This window comes from Pseudazoarcus sp. NS34, from assembly GCF_059703725.1.
The window spans coordinates 330930-353421 of record NZ_BAAKIZ010000002.1 but is presented as its reverse complement, the minus strand read 5'-3'; the positions used below and the strand labels follow the sequence as shown (position 1 = coordinate 353421).

19 protein-coding genes, 1 tRNA gene and 1 pseudogene are annotated in these 22492 nt (G+C 60.6%); 6 read left to right on the top strand and 15 right to left on the bottom strand.

Annotated features, from left to right (window positions below):
* Nucleotides 1-16 precede the first annotated feature (16 nt).
* The 4 genes from AC6H0N_RS08010 to AC6H0N_RS07995 are packed head-to-tail and all read right to left on the bottom strand — an operon-like array spanning nucleotide 17 to nucleotide 5308.
* On the bottom strand, nucleotides 17-898 hold the full coding sequence (locus AC6H0N_RS08010) for a GIY-YIG nuclease family protein (RefSeq protein WP_497573569.1): 882 nt from the start codon (nucleotides 896-898) through the stop codon (nucleotides 17-19).
* Nucleotides 895-2115, bottom strand: a complete 1221-nt coding sequence (locus AC6H0N_RS08005; protein ID WP_497573568.1) for an HNH endonuclease — start codon at nucleotides 2113-2115, stop codon at nucleotides 895-897. The genes AC6H0N_RS08010 and AC6H0N_RS08005 overlap by 4 nt, the downstream gene beginning before the upstream one ends.
* Entirely contained in the window at nucleotides 2112-3476 is a 1365-nt protein-coding gene (locus AC6H0N_RS08000; RefSeq protein WP_497573567.1) for a restriction endonuclease subunit S, read from the bottom strand. Before AC6H0N_RS08000 ends, AC6H0N_RS08005 begins: the two co-directional genes overlap by 4 nt.
* Complete coding sequence (locus AC6H0N_RS07995) at nucleotides 3473-5308, bottom strand: type I restriction-modification system subunit M (RefSeq protein WP_497573566.1); 1836 nt, start codon at nucleotides 5306-5308, stop codon at nucleotides 3473-3475. Before AC6H0N_RS07995 ends, AC6H0N_RS08000 begins: the two co-directional genes overlap by 4 nt.
* 259 nt (nucleotides 5309-5567) lie before the next feature.
* On the opposite strand from AC6H0N_RS07995, the gene AC6H0N_RS07990 reads away from it, so the two are divergent.
* From AC6H0N_RS07990 to AC6H0N_RS07980, 3 genes and pseudogenes are all read left to right on the top strand, one after another.
* The gene (locus AC6H0N_RS07990; protein WP_497573565.1) at nucleotides 5568-5822 is read left to right on the top strand and encodes a hypothetical protein; all 255 of its coding nucleotides are present in this window, start codon (nucleotides 5568-5570) and stop codon (nucleotides 5820-5822) included.
* Nucleotides 5819-6139, top strand: a complete 321-nt coding sequence (locus AC6H0N_RS07985; protein ID WP_497573564.1) for a hypothetical protein — start codon at nucleotides 5819-5821, stop codon at nucleotides 6137-6139. The genes AC6H0N_RS07990 and AC6H0N_RS07985 overlap by 4 nt, the downstream gene beginning before the upstream one ends.
* An 83-nt stretch (nucleotides 6140-6222) precedes the next feature.
* Nucleotides 6223-6468: pseudogene (locus tag AC6H0N_RS07980) on the top strand (CIA30 family protein); the annotation flags it as partial.
* On the opposite strand, the gene AC6H0N_RS07975 reads toward AC6H0N_RS07980, so the two are convergent.
* The 3 genes from AC6H0N_RS07975 to AC6H0N_RS07965 all read right to left on the bottom strand — a co-directional run bounded on the left by AC6H0N_RS07975 (nucleotide 6391) and on the right by AC6H0N_RS07965 (nucleotide 13292).
* Nucleotides 6391-6630, bottom strand: coding sequence for a hypothetical protein (locus AC6H0N_RS07975; protein ID WP_497573992.1), 240 nt, complete (start codon nucleotides 6628-6630; stop codon nucleotides 6391-6393). The pseudogene AC6H0N_RS07980 and the gene AC6H0N_RS07975 overlap by 78 nt on opposite strands.
* 27 nt (nucleotides 6631-6657) lie before the next feature.
* Nucleotides 6658-12126 carry a DUF4011 domain-containing anti-phage protein Hhe gene (gene hhe / locus AC6H0N_RS07970; RefSeq protein WP_497573563.1) on the bottom strand — a complete coding sequence of 1823 codons (5469 nt, stop codon included), beginning with the start codon at nucleotides 12124-12126 and terminating at the stop codon, nucleotides 6658-6660.
* Nucleotides 12127-12365: 239 nt separating this feature from the next.
* Nucleotides 12366-13292, bottom strand: coding sequence for a PcfJ domain-containing protein (locus AC6H0N_RS07965; protein ID WP_497573562.1), 927 nt, complete (start codon nucleotides 13290-13292; stop codon nucleotides 12366-12368).
* Between the two features lie 201 nt (nucleotides 13293-13493).
* On the opposite strand from AC6H0N_RS07965, the gene AC6H0N_RS07960 reads away from it, so the two are divergent.
* Nucleotides 13494-13994 (top strand): CIA30 family protein, encoded by a 501-nt coding sequence (locus AC6H0N_RS07960; RefSeq protein ID WP_497573561.1) that lies wholly within the window; start codon nucleotides 13494-13496, stop codon nucleotides 13992-13994.
* A gap of 41 nt (nucleotides 13995-14035) precedes the next feature.
* On the opposite strand, the gene AC6H0N_RS07955 is transcribed toward AC6H0N_RS07960, so the two are convergent.
* From AC6H0N_RS07955 to AC6H0N_RS07925, 7 genes are all read right to left on the bottom strand, one after another.
* Nucleotides 14036-14950 (bottom strand): DnaB-like helicase C-terminal domain-containing protein, encoded by a 915-nt coding sequence (locus AC6H0N_RS07955; RefSeq protein WP_497573560.1) that lies wholly within the window; start codon nucleotides 14948-14950, stop codon nucleotides 14036-14038.
* The gene (locus AC6H0N_RS07950; RefSeq protein WP_497573559.1) at nucleotides 14947-15321 is read right to left on the bottom strand and encodes a hypothetical protein; all 375 of its coding nucleotides are present in this window, start codon (nucleotides 15319-15321) and stop codon (nucleotides 14947-14949) included. Before AC6H0N_RS07950 ends, AC6H0N_RS07955 begins: the two co-directional genes overlap by 4 nt.
* Nucleotide 15322: 1 nt before the next feature.
* Nucleotides 15323-16045 (bottom strand): helix-turn-helix domain-containing protein, encoded by a 723-nt coding sequence (locus AC6H0N_RS07945; RefSeq protein ID WP_497573558.1) that lies wholly within the window; start codon nucleotides 16043-16045, stop codon nucleotides 15323-15325.
* Between the two features lie 2 nt (nucleotides 16046-16047).
* On the bottom strand, nucleotides 16048-16275 hold the full coding sequence (locus AC6H0N_RS07940; RefSeq protein ID WP_497573557.1) for a hypothetical protein: 228 nt from the start codon (nucleotides 16273-16275) through the stop codon (nucleotides 16048-16050).
* Nucleotides 16275-16508 carry a hypothetical protein gene (locus tag AC6H0N_RS07935; RefSeq protein WP_497573556.1) on the bottom strand — a complete coding sequence of 78 codons (234 nt, stop codon included), beginning with the start codon at nucleotides 16506-16508 and terminating at the stop codon, nucleotides 16275-16277. Before AC6H0N_RS07935 ends, AC6H0N_RS07940 begins: the two co-directional genes overlap by 1 nt.
* Nucleotides 16509-16678: 170 nt before the next feature.
* Entirely contained in the window at nucleotides 16679-17782 is a 1104-nt protein-coding gene (locus AC6H0N_RS07930; protein WP_497573555.1) for a hypothetical protein, read from the bottom strand.
* Between the two features lies 1 nt (nucleotide 17783).
* Nucleotides 17784-18917: a tyrosine-type recombinase/integrase gene (locus tag AC6H0N_RS07925; RefSeq protein ID WP_497573554.1), complete on the bottom strand. Its 1134-nt coding sequence runs from the start codon at nucleotides 18915-18917 to the stop codon at nucleotides 17784-17786.
* Between the two features lie 82 nt (nucleotides 18918-18999).
* Between AC6H0N_RS07925 and AC6H0N_RS07920 the strand changes: the two genes are divergently transcribed.
* Together AC6H0N_RS07920 and gltX are read left to right on the top strand one after the other, a co-directional pair.
* Nucleotides 19000-19089: transfer RNA gene (locus AC6H0N_RS07920), tRNA-Ser, on the top strand.
* Between the two features lie 75 nt (nucleotides 19090-19164).
* Nucleotides 19165-20556 carry a glutamate--tRNA ligase gene (gltX, locus tag AC6H0N_RS07915; RefSeq protein WP_497573553.1) on the top strand — a complete coding sequence of 464 codons (1392 nt, stop codon included), beginning with the start codon at nucleotides 19165-19167 and terminating at the stop codon, nucleotides 20554-20556.
* Nucleotides 20557-20560: 4 nt separating this feature from the next.
* Here gltX and mnmC read toward each other — a convergent pair whose 3' ends face one another.
* The gene (gene mnmC, locus AC6H0N_RS07910; RefSeq protein WP_497573552.1) at nucleotides 20561-22453 is read right to left on the bottom strand and encodes a bifunctional tRNA (5-methylaminomethyl-2-thiouridine)(34)-methyltransferase MnmC2/FAD-dependent 5-carboxymethylaminomethyl-2-thiouridine(34) oxidoreductase MnmC1; all 1893 of its coding nucleotides are present in this window, start codon (nucleotides 22451-22453) and stop codon (nucleotides 20561-20563) included.
* Nucleotides 22454-22492 lie beyond the last annotated feature (39 nt).

The window sequence follows — 22492 nt, the reverse complement described above, 5'->3', positions numbered from 1 at the left end:
GCGTTCGCTGAGGGTGTTATTCATCGTTGTTCGCGCTGCCGCGCTTCAACTCGTCCAGCGTGATCCCTTGGACGTTTCTCCATTCTCGCCAGCCGTTCGACGCACCTCCGCATACGACGGCCGATGCGCCGCTGGGCGACATGAACAGCACGTCCTCTTTGAAGACTAAGGCTCCGTTCTCTACTAGCAGTTTGCCTTGCTCAATCAGCGTGGCGCGCACCTTGGCAAAGGCGTGCCCCTCGAAAGCGCTCAGCGGCTGCAGGCGGGCGCGAGAGCCTTTCAGCACCACGAAGCCCTCGGACGTGTATTCGCCCCGCGCGTCCGTGCCGCCGCGCTTGCAGTAGAACAGCTCCGAGGCGTCCGCCTGTCCGATCGGCTTGGCCACAGGCTCGAACAGCGGATAGCCGAGCGTGGCGAGCAGGGTGCGGCCGGTGTCGAAGATCTCCATGCAGTCGGCTTCGAGCGGAGCGGGGGTGTGCGGTTTGCTGCCGTCGTTGCCGTTCTCGGCGGTGTAGCGGCTGGCCTTCTTCCCTTCCTGAAGGCACAGCCATTCCAGAAACAGGGCATGCGTCTGCGTGAGGCTGTTGGTGCGCGAGATCAGCACCAGCGCGCGCTGCCAGAAGTCCTTTTCCTTGTTGTGCTTGGCCAGCCGCGTGCGCAGGTCGCCGGTCTGGCCGATGTACACCGTCGGTGTCGCGCCATCCTCGCCCTGGCCGAAAAGGAAATACACCGCTACTTGATCGCTCACGGGCATCGCGATGAAGTCCGTCAGCGTTGTTCGCGGCACCTCGATCACCTGCACGATGCGGGTCGTGATTTCGGCCACGCGGATGCCGCGCGGGTCGCCGAAGGGCAGGAAGATCTGGATGGTCTGCGGACGGAGAGCGTTTTGGCTCATCGGTCCAATCCGTGTTCCTGGCGGTGAGCAGCCAGATAGGGTTTGTGGCGATCGCACACGAAGCGAAGCCGCTGGGTGCTGTTCAGACCCAGTGCGCGGAGATCGTCCGCGCTGATGCGGTCCTTTGTCAGCATGGCCCCATCATCATCAAATCCAATCAGCCCAGCGTCGAACAATCGGTCGATCGATGCGCTGAGCAGTAGGCCGTTGTATTCGTCGAGGCGTTCATGATTGTTGCTGGGTTTCCATGGCTTGGCGTGTGACGCGATGAGCACCTTCGTGATGGCACACCCCGTGACAGCGCAGCGACCGTCCCACAGTTGCAGCATCCGGTTTCGGTAACCGCCCTGGCCGATTCGGGCGTTTGTGAGCGCGCGCCGCTCTGTTTCACCGATGTTCTTCGTGAGCGGGTCGGCCTGCAGTTCCGCGGCGGCTTCGACAATACCCGGTTGGCGGTCGAGGGCCGGCTCCAGCCTGCCAAGCATGTCGAGAGCAGCGACGACTTCGGGGCGTATCTTCCACTGCAGATCACCCCGAGCATCTTTGGGGCCGCTCGTGCAGATCACGTTGGTCCAGAAACGCTGTTCCGGTACCCCGAAGGCTTCGCCCAAGCGATGAGCGAGCTTGCCGTATTGGGCGTTGGCCGTCTGATAGCTGGTGTATCCGCCTAGCTGCGCAATACGCGTCATCGACAGGCAGCCTTCCTCCGATGATGCGTGACCGATCAGCATCCATCGCTGACCGTCCGAGAACTCATTCCAGATCGACTCGAACGCGCGCCGAAAGTCCTCAGCAGTCAACGATTCAAGTGCCAGAAGGTCTGTGCGAGCCGCTTGCTGGGCGTCGATCATGCCCGGGCGCTCTCCGGGCAGCGCGTCGATCGGTGGGATCGCGGCTCCGTCGGCCAGATGGCGAAGCTCGGGGGTGATCCAGTACCCCGTGATCACCCGCTCGCCGAGCTTGTAGGTATTCCCTTGTATGCCTTTGCCTGAACCTTCGGGCCTTGCTCGCACCCCCCAGCCTTTGAGCGCAACGCCCCGAATCACCTCTTCGATGTCCATCGTGTAGTACCCGCCGCCGTTGCGGTCGCGACCATGTTCAGGCGTCGAAAGAGCGAAGCCGTGGCGGCCGGTAGTGGTCTGATTCTTCAGGTAGGGGTAAAGGACGCGGCTGTCCTCGGCGATCAATGCGAAACGCTTGTCGATGTCCGCTGTCATGTGGTGGCTTCCTCCATGTGGGCGACGGCTTTGCGCACGTCGATCTTGCCGGTAACGGCGGCGGAGATCAGGGCGGTGCGGCGTTCCTGGAGCAGGGAGACGGTGGATTCGGCTTCGGCTTGCAGATCTGCGATAGCCTTCGTCTGGTCGTTCAGGAAACTGACAATCTCAGCCTGCTCTGCTACGGGCGGTATCGCGGCGATTCTGGTTCCCATCACGCTGAGTGGAATCCGGGATCTGGTTGATCCTGTGGCCAACCGTCCCGAGTCAATGTGTGCGCTACAGTTGAGTTGAAAGGCCGCAAAATCAGGCAGTGCCTTTGCATTGTTGAGTCGAAATCGGAAGCAGTCAGCTTTGACAAGCGCCGGACCTATATCAGGAGGGGCGACGCACGCACGCCCGACTAAGTTGTTGTCGTCGCCAAGGCCCGCGAGCAGCAAATCACCGGGAAGAACCTCATGTCTTGTCAGTTCCCGCTGAAAGTAGGACATGTCGAGATATGCCGGCTCGCCAGCATAGAACCCATCAGCGCGGATGTTCTGAAGGCGTACTACCAGCGCGCCAGACTCGGTGTAATGCTCGGACTTGATGCCGGAGCCAAATGGGCCATCACATCGCTCTGTGGTCAACCTCGAAAGAGGCGCTACCTCCCAATGCGCCGGCACCTCCCCCAGCCACTCCACGCCCGAATCCTTCATCGGCGCGTTCGGGTTCAGGCCCTTGGTGACGGCGTGCGAGATCAGCGCCTGGCGCTTTTCCTTGAGCAGCGCGATGAGGTTCTGCTGCTCGGCCACGAGGTCGTCGATCTTGGCGGTTTCGCGGTCGAGGAAGGAGGCGATGGCGATTTGTTCGGGTGGCGTGGGTAATGGCACTTTCAGCCCCATCAACTCGCTTGCGTTGATCGCCGGGTAGCTCACGCCGACTGAACGGCTGATGATCTCGTCGATCAGGAATTCGCTTTGGAAGAGATAGCCGGCGTATCCGGTAGCGACAGCGTTCGGACGGATAACCGCAAACCCGGTCGAGACGACCATGTTCTCAGGCGGTCGATGAACTGGCGCAATGGCGCGCAAATACGTGCGCACCGTTGATACGATCACGTCGCCGTCTCGGACGATCCGCCGAGCACGTGACGGGGTCGCACTGAACTGCAGTGCGGTGCTGCTTGTGATCCCCTTGCCGGCGGTTACGTCGGAGATTTCGACGTATTCGATCTCAGTCTCGGGGGCTGTTGCTTCTGGCAAGACCTCATCGTTGCAGGTACTGACCGACTTGATGCGAGCGACCTCCCAATGCGCCGGCACCTCCCCCAGCCACTCTACCCCCGAATCCTTGTACTCGTCGTAGCGCGGGAAGCTCATCCAGCCAGCCCCTCGATCATCTGCTTGATGCGGTCGGTAGCGCGCTTCAGCTCAGCGTCGATCTCGGCCAGCGGGCGGGGCGGCTCGAAGACGTAGAAGTGGCGGTTGAACGGGATCTCGTAGCCGACCTTGGTCTTGTCGTGGTCGATCCAGGCGTCCGGCGCATGCGGCAGCACTTCGCGCTCGAAGTAGGTTTCCACGCCCTCAGCGAGCGGCACGTTCTCGGTGTCGCGCAGGGACGAGTCCGGCTGCGGCTTGCCCTTGGCCTTGCCCTTCTGGCCGACGACGACATTGCCGGCCTCGTCGCGCAGCGGGCGCTCGACGGTGATCGTGCGGTAGCCGAAGGACTTGTTGCAGAAGATTCGGGACAGCGGCACGCGCTTGAGCTTGCCGCCTTCTGGCACGGCCGGCAGCGGTAAGTCGGGTAGCAGGGTGACGCGGGTGCCTTCCTTGCCGTTGGCGTCCAGCACGACGGCCTGCTCGGCTTCAAGACAGTGGCCGAACAGGTGGGTGATCTCGCGGATGTGGTCCTCGGCCAGTTCCTTGCGCTTGGAGCCGAGGCTCTTGCGCATCTTCTGCCAGAAGCCCGAGGCGTCGATGAGCTGCACGTGGCCGCGGCGGTGATCGGGTTTGTGGTTGGACAGAATCCACACGTAGGTGCTGATGCCGGTGTTGTAGAACATGTCGGTCGGCAGCGCGACGATGGCCTCGACCAGATCGTTCTCCAGCAAGTAGCGGCGGATTTCCGATTCGCCCGAGCCGGCGCCGCCGGTGAACAGCGGCGAGCCGTTCAGCACGATGCCGATGCGGCTGCCGCCTTGCTCGGCCGGGCGCATCTTGGAGATGAGGTGCAGCAGGAACAGCAGCGAGCCATCGGACACGCGCGGCAGGCCGGGGCCGAAGCGGCCGGCAAAGCCCATCTGCTCGGCCTCGCGGCGCACTTCCTTCTCGACCTTCTTCCATTCCACGCCAAACGGCGGGTTGGACAGCATGTAGTCGAAGTGCTTGCCGGGCAGGCCGTCGTCCGAGAGCGTGTTGCCGAAGACGATGTTCTTCACGTCCTGGCCCTTGATGAGCATGTCGGCCTTGCAGATGGCGTAGGACTCGCCATTGAGTTCCTGCCCGTGCATGGTGAGACGCGCGCCGGGGTTGTGGCTGTGCAGATACTCGCCTGCCACGGAAAGCATGCCGCCGGTGCCGGCGGTGGGGTCGTAGATGGTGCGCACGACGCCGGGCTTGGCGAGCGCGTCGTCGTCCTCGACGAACAGCAGGCTGACCATGAGGCGGATGACCTCGCGCGGCGTGAAATGCTCACCGGCCGTCTCGTTGGAGATTTCGGCGAAGCGGCGGATGAGTTCCTCGAACACCATGCCCATCTGCGCGTTATCGACACGCTTGGGGTGCAGGTCGATGTGCGCGAATTTCTCGGTGACCAGATACAGCAGGTTGGCCTTGTGCAGGCGCTCGACGGTGTTGAAGAAGTCGAAGCGGTCGAAGATGTCATGCACCTCGGGCGCGAAGCCGTCGATGTAGCTGCGCAGGTTGGTGCGCAGGTTGTCCTGATCGCCCATCAGCGTCGGCAGGTCGAGGTCCGACACGTTGTAGAACGGCTGGCCGGCCTTGCGTAGCACGAACGGCTCGAATGCGATGCCGGCCTTCTGCTTGTCGCGGTACTCGCCGAGCACGTTGGCCTTGGTGGGCGCGAGCACGCAGTCCAGCCGGCGCAGCACGGTGAAAGGCAGGATGACGCGACCGTACTCGGATTGCTTGAAGTCTCCGCGCAACAGGTCGGCGACTGACCAGATGAGGGCGGAGAGGGCTTGCTGATTCATGACGGGTGGCTTTGTAGGTGGTTGCGCCGATTATGGACGACAAACCCGTCTGCGACGACCTCAGCAGTCACTGCGCTGCAGGGGCGCAGCTGAAGGGCAGACTATTGGAGATGCAGTTGGGCCGCGGATCTAATGCTCAATAGCGAGAGCTTCTATGCGAAAAGTATGGGTGTCCAAGCGCTGCTACAGTATCCTCGCGGCCGCATGGTTCCACGGCGCCATCAATCTACTCATCTGAGGCGATGTGCAGAGAGTGGCTTTGCCCGATCAAGAACTCATCAATTCCATGCGTTGGCAGGAGTTGCCTGAGATCCAGCATCCGACGGCCAAACTCGGTGCTGCTCTAGATGTGTTCTGGCCCGACTGGAGCAATCCCATCACATTGCGGGATGAAGCCTCGGAGGTGGAAGTTCTGAAGCTCTGCAAAGAAGCCAAGGATGCACTGAAGCAGGCGGCATGCCGCGCCAGGATGACTAGGGAACCCCGGTCACCCAATCCCTTGGAGGTCGTATGAAAAAAATCGCCCTTGCTTTGACGTTCGTAGCGGTATGCCCGCCAGCGTTTGCTGAGGACAAGTACATCGTCAAAGGAAGCACCCTGTACCAAATGGTCAAGGAAAAAGAGGCATTTCCAGGAACTATGTTTGTTGCGGGAGTCCTCCAAGTTGCGCGCATGAATAAACTGGTCTGCTATACCGACACCAGAGATGCTGTAGGAGTCACTTATGGAAGACTGGTGGCCTACTACACTGACAACCCCAAAGAGTTGCAAAAAGAGGCAACGCAAGCGGTCCTTGAAATTGGCGCGAAGTCCTACCCTTGCAAGCGCTAACTCATCCAGCACCTTCTCAGCTCCTCTTCGGCCGGTTTTTTTTGGACCTATGTTTCAGCTAGGGGAGGCGCAGAGCCCGGCTCATGCAATCCACGATGATCGACTTCTCGAATCCCGAAGCCGTCGTGCCCTGGCAAGCCATCGACGACCGCGTGATGGGCGGCGCGTCGCTGAGTCGCCTGCGCCATGATCCGGCGGGGCATGCGGTGTTCGATGGTGAGGTTTCGTTCGACAACGGCGGCGGGTTCGCATCAGTGCGCAACACGCAGTTCGCCATCGAGCAGCCCGAAGCTGACGCGCTTCGCCTTGAAGTCCGCGGAGACGGGAAACGCTACAAGCTCAACCTGCCAACAGATGACGGCTTTTACGGCATCAACTACCAAGCCGCCAGCCGGAGAGTGGTCGGTCATGACGCTGCCGCTGGCGGCCTTTGCGCCGCCTCTCGATGCGCCACAGGTGCGGCAGTTGGGGAGCAGGTCAATTGCAAGCATCCCAAGTTCGGTCTCCTTGAGCTTCGGTCACGAACGTTGCAGGGACGTGTTGATGATCTCGAATACTTGTTCAATGTACTTCCCTTCCTTAGCGTCGGTGGCCTGACGAAGGTAGGACGGCACAAGCTCCAAAAACTCATACTTACTGGTCGGCAAAAACTCTACCAACGCCTCGAGCATTGCGGGCCTAAGGAGACGTTTGGCGGCGGGCGTATCGGGTAGCGCGGGTTCGATGACTTCTACGTTGAATCGACTCAATCGCTCGCGTAGTGAATCTTCCTCGTTTGCGTATGACCGGGTAGCAGCTGGCATTGGCTCCTCCACGGTTGGGGGTTGCTCTACCTCTAGGTCTACCGAAACTGCTGAAATGCGTTCTGTGGTGGGTTCCGACTTCATGTGATGCAGCTCACGAATGATCGGCGCCAATTGGGCTTGCGGGTCCTTGAACCAGTCGGTCGACCAGATTCTGCGAATGCGCCATCCAAGACGCTCCAGGATGGCTTGGCGCAGGCGGTCGCGGTCGCGGGACGATTTTGCCGAATGGTAGGTCGCGCCGTCGCACTCGATGCCCATAAGGAAGCGACCAGGGTTGCCCGGGTCGACGACCCCAACATCAATGAAGAAACCCGATACGCCGACCTGAGGTTTGCATTCGAAGCCCTGCGTTCGGAGTGCATTCATGACGGCGATTTCAAAGTCGCTGTCAGGCGCTCGTCCGGTGTCTGGCTCGACTCGATGGATATAGCCAGTCTCGCAATAGCGCAGGAAGTTCTGCAATGACTTCACCCCTCGGTTCGTGCCGGGGCCGACGACGATGCTATCTGCGCCCATCGAGCTGAAGATGTGCATCCTCTTGCGGGAGCGTGTGAACAACACATTGAGGCGCCGCCACCCCTGTTCGGAATTGATCGGGCCGAAGCGCTGGTATACCGGCCCGGCAGGCTCCTGCGGACCGTAGGTCATCGAAATGAAGATGACATCCCGTTCGTCACCCTGGACGTTTTCGAGGTTCTTGATGAACAACGACTCGCTTCGACTCTCATCGCGATCCAAGCATGCTTGGAACGTCGGGTCGTCCTTCGCCAGTGTTTCGATGGCGCGCTCGATATGCTGGCGCTGCTCCGCGCTCATGGCGACTACGCCAAGTGTCTCCTCCGGGCATTTCTTGAAGTGGTCGCGAACTGCCTCGGAGATCTGTTTGGCCTCTTCAATGTTCTTGCGATTGACGAAGCACCCACGCTGAACCCGCACATATCGAATTCCGTACTGTTTCGACTCGCTATGCGGAGAGGGAAAAAGTACGAGGTCGCTATCGTAGAAAGAGTGGTTTGAAAACGCGATCAGCGCTTCGTGCTGCGATCGGTAGTGCCAGCGCAAGCGACGCGCCGGGAACATGGGCAGCGTTGCGTCGAGGATGCTCTCGGATTCTTCGAGGCCGGTGGGGTCCTCGGAGTCCTCGTCCAGCATGCGGTCGAAGAAGCTTGTTGGTGGCAATTGTTTCGGGTCGCCGACCACGACCAGCTGGGACCCGCGCGCAAGCGCTCCGAGTGCGTCCTGTGGTTTGATCTGCGATGCTTCGTCCATGATGACCAGGTCGAACTTCACTTTGCCTGGGGCTAAATACTGGGCCACGGACATCGGCCCCATCATGAAGCAAGGTTTCAGGGCTGCCAGCGCGCCTCCGGCCCGCTGCAACAATTGCCGAAGTGGTACGTGCTTCTTTTTCTTGGAACATTCTCGTTCCAGCAAGGCGAGTTCGGTAAGTTCACTGGCGCGCGGCGATAACATGCCAGGCGGGATTTTGGCCTGATCAATCTTCCAGGCGATCTCCTCGCATTGCAGTTTCTTGAGATCGTTGTCGTATTGTTTGAACTGCGATTGCAGGGTTTGCTGGTTATGCCCCGAGAACTGCGCCAGTTTAGGGTCTTCGCGAAGGATCTCGCGTGCGAGTAGATCAAAGACGCCCGCCTTGTATGCGTTATTGACTTCATCGATTCTGATCACTGATTGCTCGACAGCGTCAGCGAGCGGATGCAAACCAAGCGATTCAAGCCGGTCGCGTACCCGCACGTAGTCCAGCCAGTTAGCGAGCGTTTCCGGTGCGCCGAGGGCGCGAGCGTTGCGCTGAGCTAACGCGTCGAGATCCTCGCCGGATTGGAGGAGCCAAGCATTCTGGTCGAGTCGCCCCAGTTCGCTGAAGGTGCCTCGAGACCGTGTTTCGGATTCGAGCAGAGCATTCAAGGTCGCGGCATGCGTAGAAAGCGCTTCGAACACACTTACTGTCGGATTGGCGTAGATGGACGCAATCAGCGAGGCATGCCGCAGTTGGCCATCAACTCTGTCCGCAATCTGGAGCGTATTACGCAGGGCATTCACAGTGGCGGTGTTGTCGGACCCAGGGCCGACGGACAGTCTCAACTTGCCTTCGAACAAGCGAGCGTCGATATCCGGTTTGCACCATTCCTCGACGTCGGTCATGAGATGAGCAAGTGCTTCAATACGGCTGGCGACTTCAGCAATGGAGAGCGTGTCGTCGGAAACGAGCGTCCCGCATGCTTCGATCGCAGATGTGACTTCTGACTGAATCTTCGGTAGGACGCCTCCATCTCCGACAAGCAGACAATCTGCTCTCCGCAATTCGGAGACGGGCGAGAACACTTCGCGCAGGCTCGCCAAGTCATCGAGCAGGTCTTGTACTTGTCGCTGGACATCGCGCTCAGCCAGCGACCGGATGGCTTTGCCGAGAGCGGTGTCGAACCTGAGAATGGCGTCGCCTATAGCCACCCGACCTCCAAATCCAACGCCATACTGCCCGCGGACGCGCTTGTACCAAGCACGCACGTCTGTCAGCGCAGCAATGTCGGTATCTAGCCCATGCCAAAGCTCGCCCAGGGCTTCGTGGTAGCCGGAATCGTTCTCAAATTTGGTGAGACCGCGGACGAACGTGGTCGCATTACCAAGATGTTCGCGCAGCATTGGCAGCTTCACGCTTGGCCTCGCCGCATAGTCCAGAAGCGCAGCTTTTGCTTTCCGCCAGTCACGTTTGAACCACCGAAAAAGTCCGCCAGCGTCAAGCCGTGCGTCCAAATCGCGCAGCGTTGTTTCGTCGGGCAACTTTTCAAGTGCGAACACGCTTACCAAACTTTCGTGCAACGTCCGAAGTGCCGCTAGATCGTCGTGCAGGCGGGGTAGGAGGTCGTCGAGTTCGTCGTTATCCAAAGCCTCACTGCGAAGTTTCCACTGGGCTGGTTGGAGGCTTGAGACGATGTCGATGATTGTCTTGAACTCTCTCAACCCCGACTCGCTAGGGGTGAGGCTCTGGGCGACAGCTACTCCGAGTGCGCTGCCAACTCCTTCGAAGGGTTCGGCCAGTTGCTCTAGTTGTTCCAAGGTCGCACCCAGACGGCTAAGCGCCTCGGCTAGACGCCGAAGCTCTACGTCGTACCCAACCAGTTGTTTGAGTCGTGCGTTGCCGTCCAGCAGCGTGTTGACCTGTGACAGGTCATTGAGAACCTCATGCCCAACCTTGTTGCCAAGCTCCCCGTATTGCTTCTGGATACCTTCGAACAAGTGTAGGTATGCCTTGCATGCTTGGAGATCATCACCGCGTAGGTAGGGCAGGTGATCAAGCAACTCATTGCCGATCAGCGTAGGTATTCCGGCGAGATCGTTTTGAAGCGAGCGCAGCCCATTCAGATCCTGAGCCACAGCGTTCGGTGAGCAGTGAAGCGTCTCTGAGAGGGCATCTCGTTCCAGGAGGAGCGCGCGCAGGTCGGAGTGCCAAACTTCGAGTGATGTAAGGATCTGGTCTGCATCAAAGAACTGCAGGTCGCCATTCCGCAAGCCGAACCACGGGTGGGCTTGTAGCGGAGAGTCAGCCCCTAGTTGTTGCGCGATGGCTTCATAAATCTTTCGATAGGCGTCGACCTGATCTTCGTTTCGGCGTTGGGCTGTCGGGTCATAGTTGTTACCGTCGTAGCCCTTCGGATGCAATTGCTCGGGATGCGCTGCGACCTCGCCACGGTAGCGTGTTGCTCCAACGAGGATGTCGTGGGCAGAGCGGCCGGTTCTCTTCCAAAACGAGTTGATATGCTCTGCGTGGTTCTTCAGCTCGGTTTTGAGTTGTTCGAACCGAGCAATATCGACTTGAATTTCCTTCGGCGAACGATACTTTCCGCGATTCTTCAGGCGTACGTCGAGTTCATCGAGCACTCGACGCTTTTGCGTCTTGTGGCTGTGCAGCTCCAAACAGAAATCGCCAAGCCCAGCTGCGTCGAGGCGACTGCGCACCACTTCAAGCGCAGCCAGCTTCTCCGCTACGAACAGGACTCTCTTTCCTTGTGCCATTGCTGCGGCAATCAAGTTCGTGATCGTCTGCGATTTCCCCGTTCCCGGCGGCCCTTCGATGACCAAATTCTTGCCGTTGATGGCGTCGATCAGAGCGCTATGCTGCGAACTGTCCGCATCGTCGATGAGCGGGTACTTTGTGTGAATTTCGTCAATTTCATCGATCAGATATTCCTCTCCGAAGCCGGAGTGGCCATCTGTCTGAGCCTCGTCGTTCTGGTTAGATCCGGATAGGAATCGTGACACCACCGGGTGCTCAAGGATGCTTTCATCGTCCGGCCAGCGTGCTGGATCCAGATCGAGGTACATCAGTAGCTTGCTGAAATTCAGCAAAGTCAGCGAGACATAACGCCTGACTCGCCAACGATCCTGATTGTTGCTTTCTATGAGCGCCTGGACGTCTCTGAAATATGCTTCCGGTTCGGTGTCTTCGCCCAGGTCTGGTAATGCGAGGCCGAAATCGATGCGCATTTTCTCGCGTAGCGACAGATTGGGGATGATGTCCTCCCCGGAGTACGAAAGGGTGTAGGTATAGGTCCGCGTTTCTTGATTGAGCCGCCCCTTATGCAGACGCGCCGGCATCAGGTAGAGCGGAGCATGACGCGCCGCGTCGCTGTCGTTGCTCTCGAACCACTCCAAAAAGCCAAAGGCCAGATACAGGATGTTGGCGCCCATCTCTTCGATTGCCGACTCTGAGGACTGCAGCAACCCCTTCAGCCTGGCTTCCATTTCGTATGGGTACAGAAGGGTCTGAATGCTGAGGTCTGCATGTTTTGCAGCCTTGTCGTCGCTCCCAGGTGGCGGCACTTCGTAGCTCGTGGAAAAGCCCAAATGACGAGCCCACTCCTCTGCGCTCGGGTCATTCTTAATCCGGATGACCTCCCCAGTTTTTTCATCTTTCTGGAGGTGGCCTGATGCGACTAACTCCTTTTCAGTCGGTTCTGGCACCGCTACAAAGCGCATCTCCTTTTCCGACAGGAGGGTTTCCACGAGTTGATTGGGCAACTCGTCAATGACCCGCAAACTGGAGCTCTTACTATGCTTGAAGTTGATCAGACGATTTCTAGCCGTCAGGTCAAGTAAGCGCATGCGAAGATTTTGGAGTGCTTGTGCCCCGGCTGTTTGGCTGATCAAATTTTCTTGGGGCATCTGTAGACTCGCGTGTTAAGCATCTATCGGTCTCGATCATTGAGGTTCAGCCGGATCGGCGCAAGTGAGGGCCCGCTTGCCCTCTGCGCAAGCGGGCTGCCCTGCGTTGCGATGGGCTGCCAGACATCGGCCGCTGATGCTGGTTTGTAGATGATTATGCTGGATGAACTAGACATGTGCCATCGGTCACGGCCGCGTAAGCCGCGTCCAGACTCGGTTTGAGCGGTTTGAGCTGATCTTCATGCCCGCGTGCCGTAGGCGCGAGCCTTGTGTTCTGGAAAGAGCGTTCGCTGGGCCTGTGTGGCTACTGGTCCGTCGTCCCTTCGGTTGCTATGCAAGACGACGAGCCGGGCGAGCTCCCATATCCATTCGGGCGCGTCGGCGTTGTCTTGGCCGCGGATGTCGTCGATTACCCACCAGTGTTCGTCCAGTCTGACGCCGAGTGTGGCAGTGCGCTCGCCGGTGGTCCGCTTGCGCAGCGAGAACACGCGGTACTCGGTGGCGTCGCAGTCAGGCAGGTAGGAGGCGATGCAGTGGCGCATGGCTGCGCCTTCATCGTCTACCGAGTTTCGGTCGAGCAGTTCGACTGCCATGACGCCGCGCGACTCGACGGGAGTTTTCAGCAGCGGTTGCCACTGATCGAAGGAGAGGTCGTGGCCGCAGCGCAACGTCCATTCCAGCGCCTCTTCCTCGTACCAGCCCCAGTCGCGATTTGTTTTCTGGGCTGCACACTGTCCGCTCTGGAAGTACCACTTCACCACGTTGGGAAGCGATTCTTCGAAGAAATCCTCAAGATCGCAGCCCGAGTATTGCTCCTTGACCGCGTACAGCCATGCCGCGCGGAAAACGCCGACGGGCAGGTCCTCCAAGGATCGTCCATACGGGAAGCGCAGCATGGCTAGCGCGCGGACCAGTTCGGGCGGGGGAGGAACATCCATTTCACACTGCTGGACGAGACGCACAAACGCACAGACGGTGCGAAACAGGGATTCTTGTTGAACCTGCCTGCAGACGTCAGCAAGCGGGCGCACAAGCACGTCGCCGAACTTCGTCACCATCCGCCAGCCGCGCTGATTGATGCCGTGTGCGTTCATGGACGCTTTCAGGTCAGCCATGTCGGCCGAAGGTGAGAGCGCGCCCGCTTTTACACCCAAGGCGGTCAGCATTGGCAGAAGCCTGCTCGCACTCATACTCGGTTGCATGGCTTCACTCCTGAAACCGGGCTATGGGTGTGGCCCAAAGTATCGCGAACCACTGGCTCACCAGATGAGCTGCAGCGGCGGGTTCCTGTGCAGGATACGATGTGATGGTGCCGAGGCGCCGCGTTGCATGCTTCGCACTGTTCAATTCTTCGCGGGCAACCAGCAATGAACGCCACCTTGATGGACTTCTCAAATCCCGACGCCGTCGTGTCGTGGCAGGCCATCGACGACCGTGTGATGGGCGGCGCGTCGTTGAGCCGGCTGCGCCATGATCCGGAGGGATATGCGGTGTTCGAGGGGGAGGTTTCGTTCGACAACGGCGGTGGGTTCGCCTCTTCGCGCAACGCACAGTTCGTCATTGAGCCGCCCGATGGGCGCGCGCTGGTGCTGGAGGTGCGCGGAGACGGCAAACGCTACAAGCTCAACCTGCGAACAGATGACGGTTTCGACGGCATCAACTACCAGACCGCTTTCCTGCCGCCAGCCGGAGAATGGTCCATCATCACGCTGCCGTTGGCGGACTTTGCGCCGACCTTCCGAGGCCGCGTGCTGGCCGATGCGCCGCCTTTGGATGCATCGAAGGTGCGGCAGATCGGTTTGATGATTGGCGACCGCCAGCAGGGGGTGTTTGCGCTGGCGGTGCGTCGCGTGTCCTCTAGTCGTTGATTCTCACCTGCGCGTTTCGCGCGGTCTCGTTCGGGAGGCGGCTAATGGATGAGTTGCATCGGTGTCTCGCCCTGACGTTCGACGTATTGCGTGGATGCGCAGTCGAACCAAAGCAGACAGCGTCCTTCCCACTCGCCATTTCGTTGTTTTTCCACCGATAGCACGGCGTCGGGTTCGCTCTGCCGGTCGTATTTGCCGGCCTGGTGTTCAAGCTCCTTGCGCTTGTTGCGCCAGACGACAATCAGGTTGTCGACCTGATCGATGATCGCTCCCGAGCCCTTGACGTCCATCTTCCCTGGCGCTTCGTTCTCGTTAGGTCCCTTGCGCGCATGGGCGACGAGGTGGATGTGGATGGAGTGGTCGCGTGCTGTCGTGCAGAGTGAATCCACAAATCGCTTCTGGCCCGTGTAGTCGTCTTCGGCCAGACCGCACTTCATCAAGGAGTCGATGACCATGTGCCGAACTGCACGTTGATCTGCGCAGTAGCGGACGACTCCCAGCATTTTCTCGGGGTGAACACTGCCCAACTGGTCGTAAAGCAGAAGGTCGTCGCCGGTGAAATCGTGAAAGCGAGTGATGAAGTCCGACGAAGGCTTCGGCCCTCCCGATGCCTGCCGTACCATTCGTGCGAGCGTCACGACCGGCTTCATTTCGAGAGAAGCAATGCAGACGCGCTCTCCCTGAGCCACGAGTGAGGTCGCCGTTTGGCCGAGCGCGAGGCTCTTCCCGTGGCCATTGATGCCTGACCACAGAGTTACCTCGCCGGGCCGGAAGCGCAGCTTGTCCGCCAGCTTGGGCCACGGCGGCGTTGCCCCGCGCGGCAGGTCCGGGTCGTGAAAGTAGCGATCGACCTCGTCCCGAAAATTCCTTGCCGGAACGACCTTGTGGTCGTGATCGGTGTCGCGGAGGTATTTCGAAAAGTCGATGACATCGCGATCGGTGACGAATTGCGTCATGCAGCCTCCCGTTGGAAAAGTGGGCCTGCACCAAACTCGCGCGGTTGGCCACATTCTTTGTGCCAGACCAGTCCGAGATCGTCGGGCAGCCAGTCGATTACTGACAGGCTGGTGGTCGTGGCGTAATCGCTCATGCGCTGGCAGAGCCTCACGACCGCGCCAGAGTAGTGTTTCGCGATGACCAAGACGTCCAGCGCGATGAACGGTCGCAGGTCGAGACGCTCGATGGGCGCCTTGTAATTGACGCCCACTTCGCAACCGCGAAGTCGGCCGCCGTCGCCAAAGAAGACGAACTGGATCGGGGGGCGCAGTCCTTCAATGCGGAGCTGGATCAGACTTTGGATGTTGACGATTTCGTTCCCGATGCTCATTTCACAGACCTCCCGCGAAGTAGTCGTTTCGAAGACCCCCGGTTTCTTCCACCTTGCCCACCCAAGCGGCATTGAATCCGCGCCATCCACGCTCGCAGCAGATGCGCAGCGCGTCTTCAAGGGTGACTTTCGCCCGCGTTGCCTCGCGCTCAATGCCCGCGATAGCGGTCATGCTGGGCGGAGCTTTCTGCTGCTTGCGCAGCGCGAGCCAGTCGTCGATCAACTCCTGGGGGACGCCTTTATCGCGGAGATGATGTGGAGCATCGAACGTTGTCGCGAGAGCGTTGATGCTCTTGCGGGCTGGCGTTTCATTACGTTTCATAACGGATTGGGTCGCATCGGCGCTATCCGTTGCGTGCATCGGTGCGACCCCTTCATCCTGCTTCTTGGGACCCGTCGCATGGGCACGAGCCGTCGCATCAGAGCTACCCGCGGTATCGGTGTTAGCCGTCACCCGTTCGACCGCAATCCGGTAGTGGCGGGTGGCGCCGGGATGGCCGCCGTATTGGTTCTTTTCGACGATGAGCAGGCCCTTTTCGATCAGGCTGTGCGTCACACGTCTAGCCTGCGACCGGCTGAGGCGGCACTTCTTTGCGATGGCACTCATTGAGGGCCAAGACTGCCCGATGTCGTTGCTCCAGTCCGCGAGTGCGAGGCAAACCAGAAGCTCGGATCCGGACACAGGAGCCAGATCCCAGATGGCTGAGAGGACTTTGATGGACATCTTCAGATTCCCGCTAAATCAGCCGCTTCGCGGACGAGGCGCAGGTACTCCTCGGGGCTAGTGGCTTCGTGCTTTGCATTGCTCTTGAGCAGTTCATAGCGCTCGTAGTCCGGAGCATGGCGCTCCAGTTCGCACGGGCCGTTCAGCTTGGTGACCTGAGCCATCTCGCTGGCGTTCTTTTGCGCGGACCCGCGACTCGTTTTCGTGGGCTGCATTGCGGCGAGGGCCATCACTGCTCCAGGCCGCTAGATGCCGCAGAGGAACTCTGTTCCATGGCGCGGCGCCATTCGGCGGCGGCCTCAACGCTGATGAGCGTGCGTGCGCCGACCTTCATGATGCGAGGGCCGCGCCCTTGCTTCAGCAGCTTGTAGAAGAAGACTTTGGTAAAACAGTGGGCCGCGCAGAACTGCGCGACCGAGAATGCGCATTGCGTCGCGCTCACTTGGGTGGGGGGGGAGTGCATTTGAGTGCTCCTGTGTGTATGGAGCACCCAGTTTCGAAACCGCGTATGTGCGGATCAAAACTCGTCAAAGAACTTTCGTTGTTCCGAAAAGCCTTGCTAGGACTGGAATTGGTCGCGCGGCGCTAGGTCCGACGCATATGTCTGTCTATAGGGTGGTCCGCGGGGACCAGTTATTTGCGTGCCTTCTTCGAGCGATGACCCCGAGGGCCGCAGATTCCCGCAGGCAGCATCTTCTCGATCGAACTGACCGATGGAGAGCCTCGTTCGGACTCGAAGCTAAAGCGTTGAGCCTTGGCGAGGATTCGTTCGGCTAGCTTCGTGCGAGAGTCGTCCGCGTGTTTCAATTCGTGGGCGATGTGTTGAACCCATTTTTCAAAGGCAAGGCGCGCGTTCCGTCCAGCGTTGAGGCGAGGTTCGTTACCTCGCCATTCATAAGATTCGGCCACAAGTTGGACGTTCGGATCCTCGACGCCGACGAGGCGGTGGTACCAGTTTTGATAATCTGCCAGCCGCGCTTGGTGAGCGCGATTCTCCGGTTCTGTCATTCCAACCGTCGACTGGTGCGACAAAGCCGAGACAAAAGTACGAAGTTCCTCACGGAATTGCGATTCGGACTCTAAGCTCGCCATCTCATTCTTGAGCTCTTGCAGCAGAGCGCGGGATGCCTGTTGCTCTGATGGAGGCAGAGCTGAAGTCGGGTTGCGTAGTGCGTAGCATTCGGCTGCAAGCTGTTGCCATCGATTCATCGCCTTGAAGGGATTTTCTTCGCACGCTTCCTCCCCCGAAGGCAGATCCTTTGCCGCTTGGGTAGTCTGCGCGGTCGCTGGTGTCACGACGTGGCGGTCCGTATTGACGACAGCTTCGAGTTCGGTCGTTGGAATTCGCAGATGGGAGCGATTCACCCGCGGCGATGCAGGCCCTGCAGTCAGCAGCGATATACCGGGTGCAGATTCGTACGGAACCTCCCATCGAGTGCCGGCGAGCGTTACGCTCCCATGCAGCATCAGTGTCTCGATCTGAGTAGTCGTGAGCCAACGAGCGACCCCGTCGGTAATGACCGGTGTATGGTTCCACGAGGGCTCAAGCGCCGAGCCATCCTGGAGATGCCAGATCAGTTCACCCTCTCCCGGTGACAGCCACGTCGGAATGACGGCGCCAACGCGCAGGGAGCCGTCGGCTGCCAACCCCATGACTTGCTCTTCGGTGAATTGTTGGTTCATCTGAGAACTTACTTGATCTGCGAACTGTGTGAGCGTAAGCCACTGAAAAGTCATTCTAAATTACCTTTATCTTTGCGAGCTGGAGGACGGTGTTTTCACGAATCAGGTGTCCGTAGTGGCGTTGAATCATCGCCACGCTGGTCCCTGCAATCCGTGCAACGGTCAATAAGTCCATTCCAGTTGCGACCATCTCGCTGATTGCCGCGTGGCGAAGGCTGTAGAAGACCGTATCGTCGGGCAACTCCGCCCGATTTCGCGCGATTTGCATCTCGTCGCGCCAGTAGTAGCGCGTCCAAGCCTGACCGTCCGCACGCGCGACCAGAGGTGCGGAGGCTGCGCGTCCGTGTGCCAGTTCCGTCAGCAGTTGTAGCGCATCCGGTGAAATGGGGATCGTCCTCCGTCCGGTCTTCCCCTCGATAGTCAGGAGGCCCGTCGGGTCGAGATCGCCGACCCTAGCACTAGCAATTTCGCCGATTCGTGCGGCGGTGAGCAGCGCCGCTTTGATGAGGTTCTGCAACTCGGGCGGAGAGGCTTCGAGGAGCCGCCTGCGCTCCTCGCGTGTCAGGAAGCGTTCGCGTCGTCTGCCGACACGTTCGAACGACTTCACGCGGTCCCATTGCGCCGTCGAACCGACGAGGCCCATTCGGTAGGCGAGATTGAGTGCTGCTTTCAGGGATGCGAGGTAGCGGTTTGCGCTGTCTTTCGCGCGGCGGCTGACGTCAGGGTCGTCCTCGTCCTCGTCGTTTGCTTCTGCCAGGCCGTTACGCCAGTCGGTGATATGGCTGGCTCGGAGTGCGTGTAACGGGATCTTGCCGATCGGCTTCCCGTACACAGTCCTTCGAAATCGCCCTTCGGCATCCTTGGCGGTACTTTCGCCTTTTTCCCGGCGTCGATCTTCGACATACCGCCTACACGCCTCAGTGACGTTGACGACCTCGGGAGATCCTACCCGGCACTGATCGAACCAGTTGCGCGCTTCTCGCGCGGCAGTGTCGTAGTCGGGTTGAGGTCCGAGTGCTTTATAATTCTGGTTTCCAGATTCGTCGCGCCACCGAGCTACCCAAGTCCCGGTGCCATCGGCGAGTTTGCGGAAGCCGAGGTATGCCCCTGTTTCGATGCGCGCCCAGTATGGTTCGCGCCGTGGTTCGAGGGCCTTACGGTCGGTCGATTTTTGAATGCCCCTAGTCATGCGAGTCTTCCGTACGGAAATGGTACGGAAAACTACCATGAACATGCGGAAACGACCATTTATATTGTTTCTGTAAAATCAAGGGTTTAAGTTTGTGAGTTAACTGCGATTAACCGTCTCCCTTTCCTTCACACGGCAGGGGTCACTGGTTCGATCCCAGTACCGCCCACCAACAGGAAACCCCGCGCACTGGCCCGGGGTTTTTTGTTTTCCGGAAAGCCATACGCGCAAGCCTGGAGTCAGTCCGATGTCCGTCCGCACCCGTTTCGCCCCGAGCCCCACTGGTTTCCTGCACATTGGTGGCGCGCGCACCGCGCTGTTCTGCTGGGCCTATGCGCGACGCCACGGCGGGCAGTTCATTCTGCGCATCGAGGACACGGATCTGGAGCGCTCCACGCCGGAAGCGGTGCAGGCCATTCTCGACGGCATGCAGTGGCTCGGGCTGGACGCCGACGAAGGGCCGTTCTATCAGACCAAACGCTTTGATCGCTACAAGGAGGTCATTGCGCAGATGCTCGAGGCCGGTACGGCCTATTACTGCTACACCACGCCCGCAGAGCTCGACGCGATGCGCGAGGCGCAACGCGCGCGCGGCGAGAAGCCGCGCTATGACGGCAGCTGGCGTCCCGAAGAGGGCAAGACCCTGCCGACGCCGCCGGAAGGCGTGAAGCCGGTCGTACGCTTCCGCAATCCGCGTGACGGCGTCGTGGCGTGGGATGACCTCGTGAAGGGGCGCATCGAGTTTGCCAACGAGGAGCTCGACGACCTCATCATCGCGCGCGGCGATGGCACGCCGACCTACAACTTCTGTGTGGTCGTCGACGATCTGGACATGCGCATTACGCAAGTCATCCGTGGCGACGACCACGTCAACAACACGCCGCGTCAGATCAACATCCTCAAGGCGCTGGGTGCCGAGGTGCCGCAGTATGCGCACCTGTCGATGATTCTCGGTGACGACGGCACCAAGCTCTCAAAGCGCCACGGCGCGGTCAGCGTCATGCAGTACGACGAAGACGGCTATCTGCCCGAGGCCGTCATCAACTACCTCGCACGCCTGGGCTGGAGCCATGGCGACGAGGAGATCTTCTCGCGCGGGCAGTTCGTCGAGTGGTTCGATCTGGATCACATCACGCCGTCGGCTGCGCAGTTCAACACCGAGAAACTGAATTGGCTCAACGCGCATTACATCAAGCAGGCCGACCCGGTTTATCTCGCGGGCGAAGTTGCCGCACGTCTGGCTCGACGCGAAGTGAATCCGGAAACCGGGCCGAAGCTCGAGGCGGTCGTTGCGCTTTACCGCGAGCGTGCCACCACGCTCAACGAACTGACCGACGCGGCCGAGCTGTACTGCGTTGAAATCCATCCGGACGCCGATGTGCTGGAGAAGCACCTGACGGACGCCGCGCGCACGGCGCTGGCAAGTCTCGCTAAACGCTTCGAGACGGCCGAATGGACTGCCGAGGCGCTGTCGGCCGCGATCAAGGACACCATGGCCGAGCACGGCCTGAAAATGCCGCAGGTGGCGATTCCGCTGCGCGTGGCGACCCTCGGCGTGCCGCAGACGCCGGCCATTGATGCCGTGCTGGTGGTGCTCGGCCGCGAGCGCACGCTCGCGCGCATGCGCCGCTACATGTGAGGCTTCAGTCGGCGTCCGCGGGGCGCCGACCGGCCGGGCGCAGGACGTAACGCGCCGGGTCCATGGCTTCGACCAACTCGCGTTCCAGCGGCAGCGGCTCGCCGTCCAACTGGCTTGCGAGCATTTCCGCGACCAGCGCGGACCACACGAGGCCGCGTGCGCCAAACCCGGACACCGCGTATAGCGCACGGTGACGCGGCACGCTGGCGAGTGTGCCGCCATGCGGCTGCGAGGCGTCCGGCACGGCGCCTACGATGGGCAGTCGGTCGGGTGAGGCGGGTCGGAAACCGACGCGGCCGCCAATCACTTCGGCCGTAAAGCCGGGCAGCATTGCCTCGAGCTTGTCGCGATTTTCGGCGTGGTCAGCCTCGCGCACCTCCGTGTCGTCGTCATCCACTGAGAACGTCGCGCCGACTGCGCGCAGGCCGTCTATGGCCGGGCTGACGTAGCCGCCACGGCAAACCATCACGTCGGGCGCCGAGCCGGGGGCTGCATCGAGCAGGCTGACCTGACCGCGGGCGGCCGCCACGGGAAGTGCCGATGCCTGCGCGATGCGCGTGATCGTTGCGCCGTTGGCGAGAATCGCGACCGGCGCGCGGGCGACCTCGCGGCCGTTTGCGTCGCGCGCGATCCATTCGCTGCCGGTGTCTTCCAGTGCAGCAACTTCGCAGGCAAAGTGGGTGGCAAGGTGCTCCGGCCAGGCGTCTAGGTTGGCGGCGCACAGGCTGGGCGGATTCACCCAGGCGCCTTGCGCAAACCACCATCCGCCGATGGCCAGAGGCCAGCCGGCGATCATCGAGGCCTCGTCACGGTCGACGAAACGCAGGACTTCCTGTGGCTCTTCGAGCGCGGCAACGACCTCGCGCTGCTTTGTCTGCTGCTTCTCGTCGCGCGCCAGATGCAGCACGCCACAGCGTGCCCAGCGAACCGGCAAAGCCAGCGCCGACAGCCGTTGCAGGTGACGCAGCCCATACAGCGCTCCGGCACGTGTGATGCGGCTCATGCGGTTGTCGTCGCGGCTGGGCAGGGCGCGCAGTACGCCGGCGTGATTGCCGGAGGCGCCTTGGGCGGGGCCGTCGGCGGCGTCGATCAGTGTGATGCGCCAGCCGCGTTCGAGCAGACGGTTTGCAATGGCGGTGCCGGCCAGTCCGGCGCCGATCACGATGGCCTCGCGCTGGGGCGCCGGCTTGGCTGTGCCGTGCCTGAAGCGGCCGGCCAGCATCTGGCCCTTGGCTGCAAAGCCGCGGCGTAGTACGCAGTCGAAGCCGGCCGCGACCAGCGAGCGCCGCAGGACGCCGCGTGCGGACCAGGTTGCCAGCGTGGCGTCAGGCGCCGCGAGATGAGCAAGGTGGCCAAACAGTTCGTCCGACCACATCTCCGGGTTGTGAGCCGCCGAGAAGCCGTCGAGATAGAAGGCATCGGCTTGCGTGTGAAGCTGCGGCAGCAGCTGACAGGCGTCGCCGAACAGCAGCGTCAGGATCACGCGCCCCTCGTCAAGATGCAGGCGGTGGAAGCCGGGTGTCAGTGGCGGCCACTGCGTAAGTAGTTCGGCCGACAGGGCTTCAAAGTCGCGGTGGAGGGCGTGCGCGCTGGCGAGGTCGTCGCGCGAAAAGGGGTGCAGTTCGGCCGAGACGAAGTGCAGGCGCTGACAGCGCGCCGGGTCGTCGCGCCAAGCCGCCCACGTGGCGAGGAAGTTCAGGCCGAGGCCGAAGCCGGTTTCGACAATGGTGAAGGTTTCGCGGTTCTTCCAGCGCTCCGGCAGATTGCTGCCGGCCACAAATACCTTGCGCGCCTGCTCCAGCCCGCCGCAGTTGGAGTGGTAGATGTCCTGATAGGTCTCGGACCACGGCGTGCCGTCGTCGCGAAAGCTCAGGCGGGCGGGGGTGAGGCGGGGCATGTCGTAAGGGTGAAATCAAACGGCCGCCCGGAGGCGGCC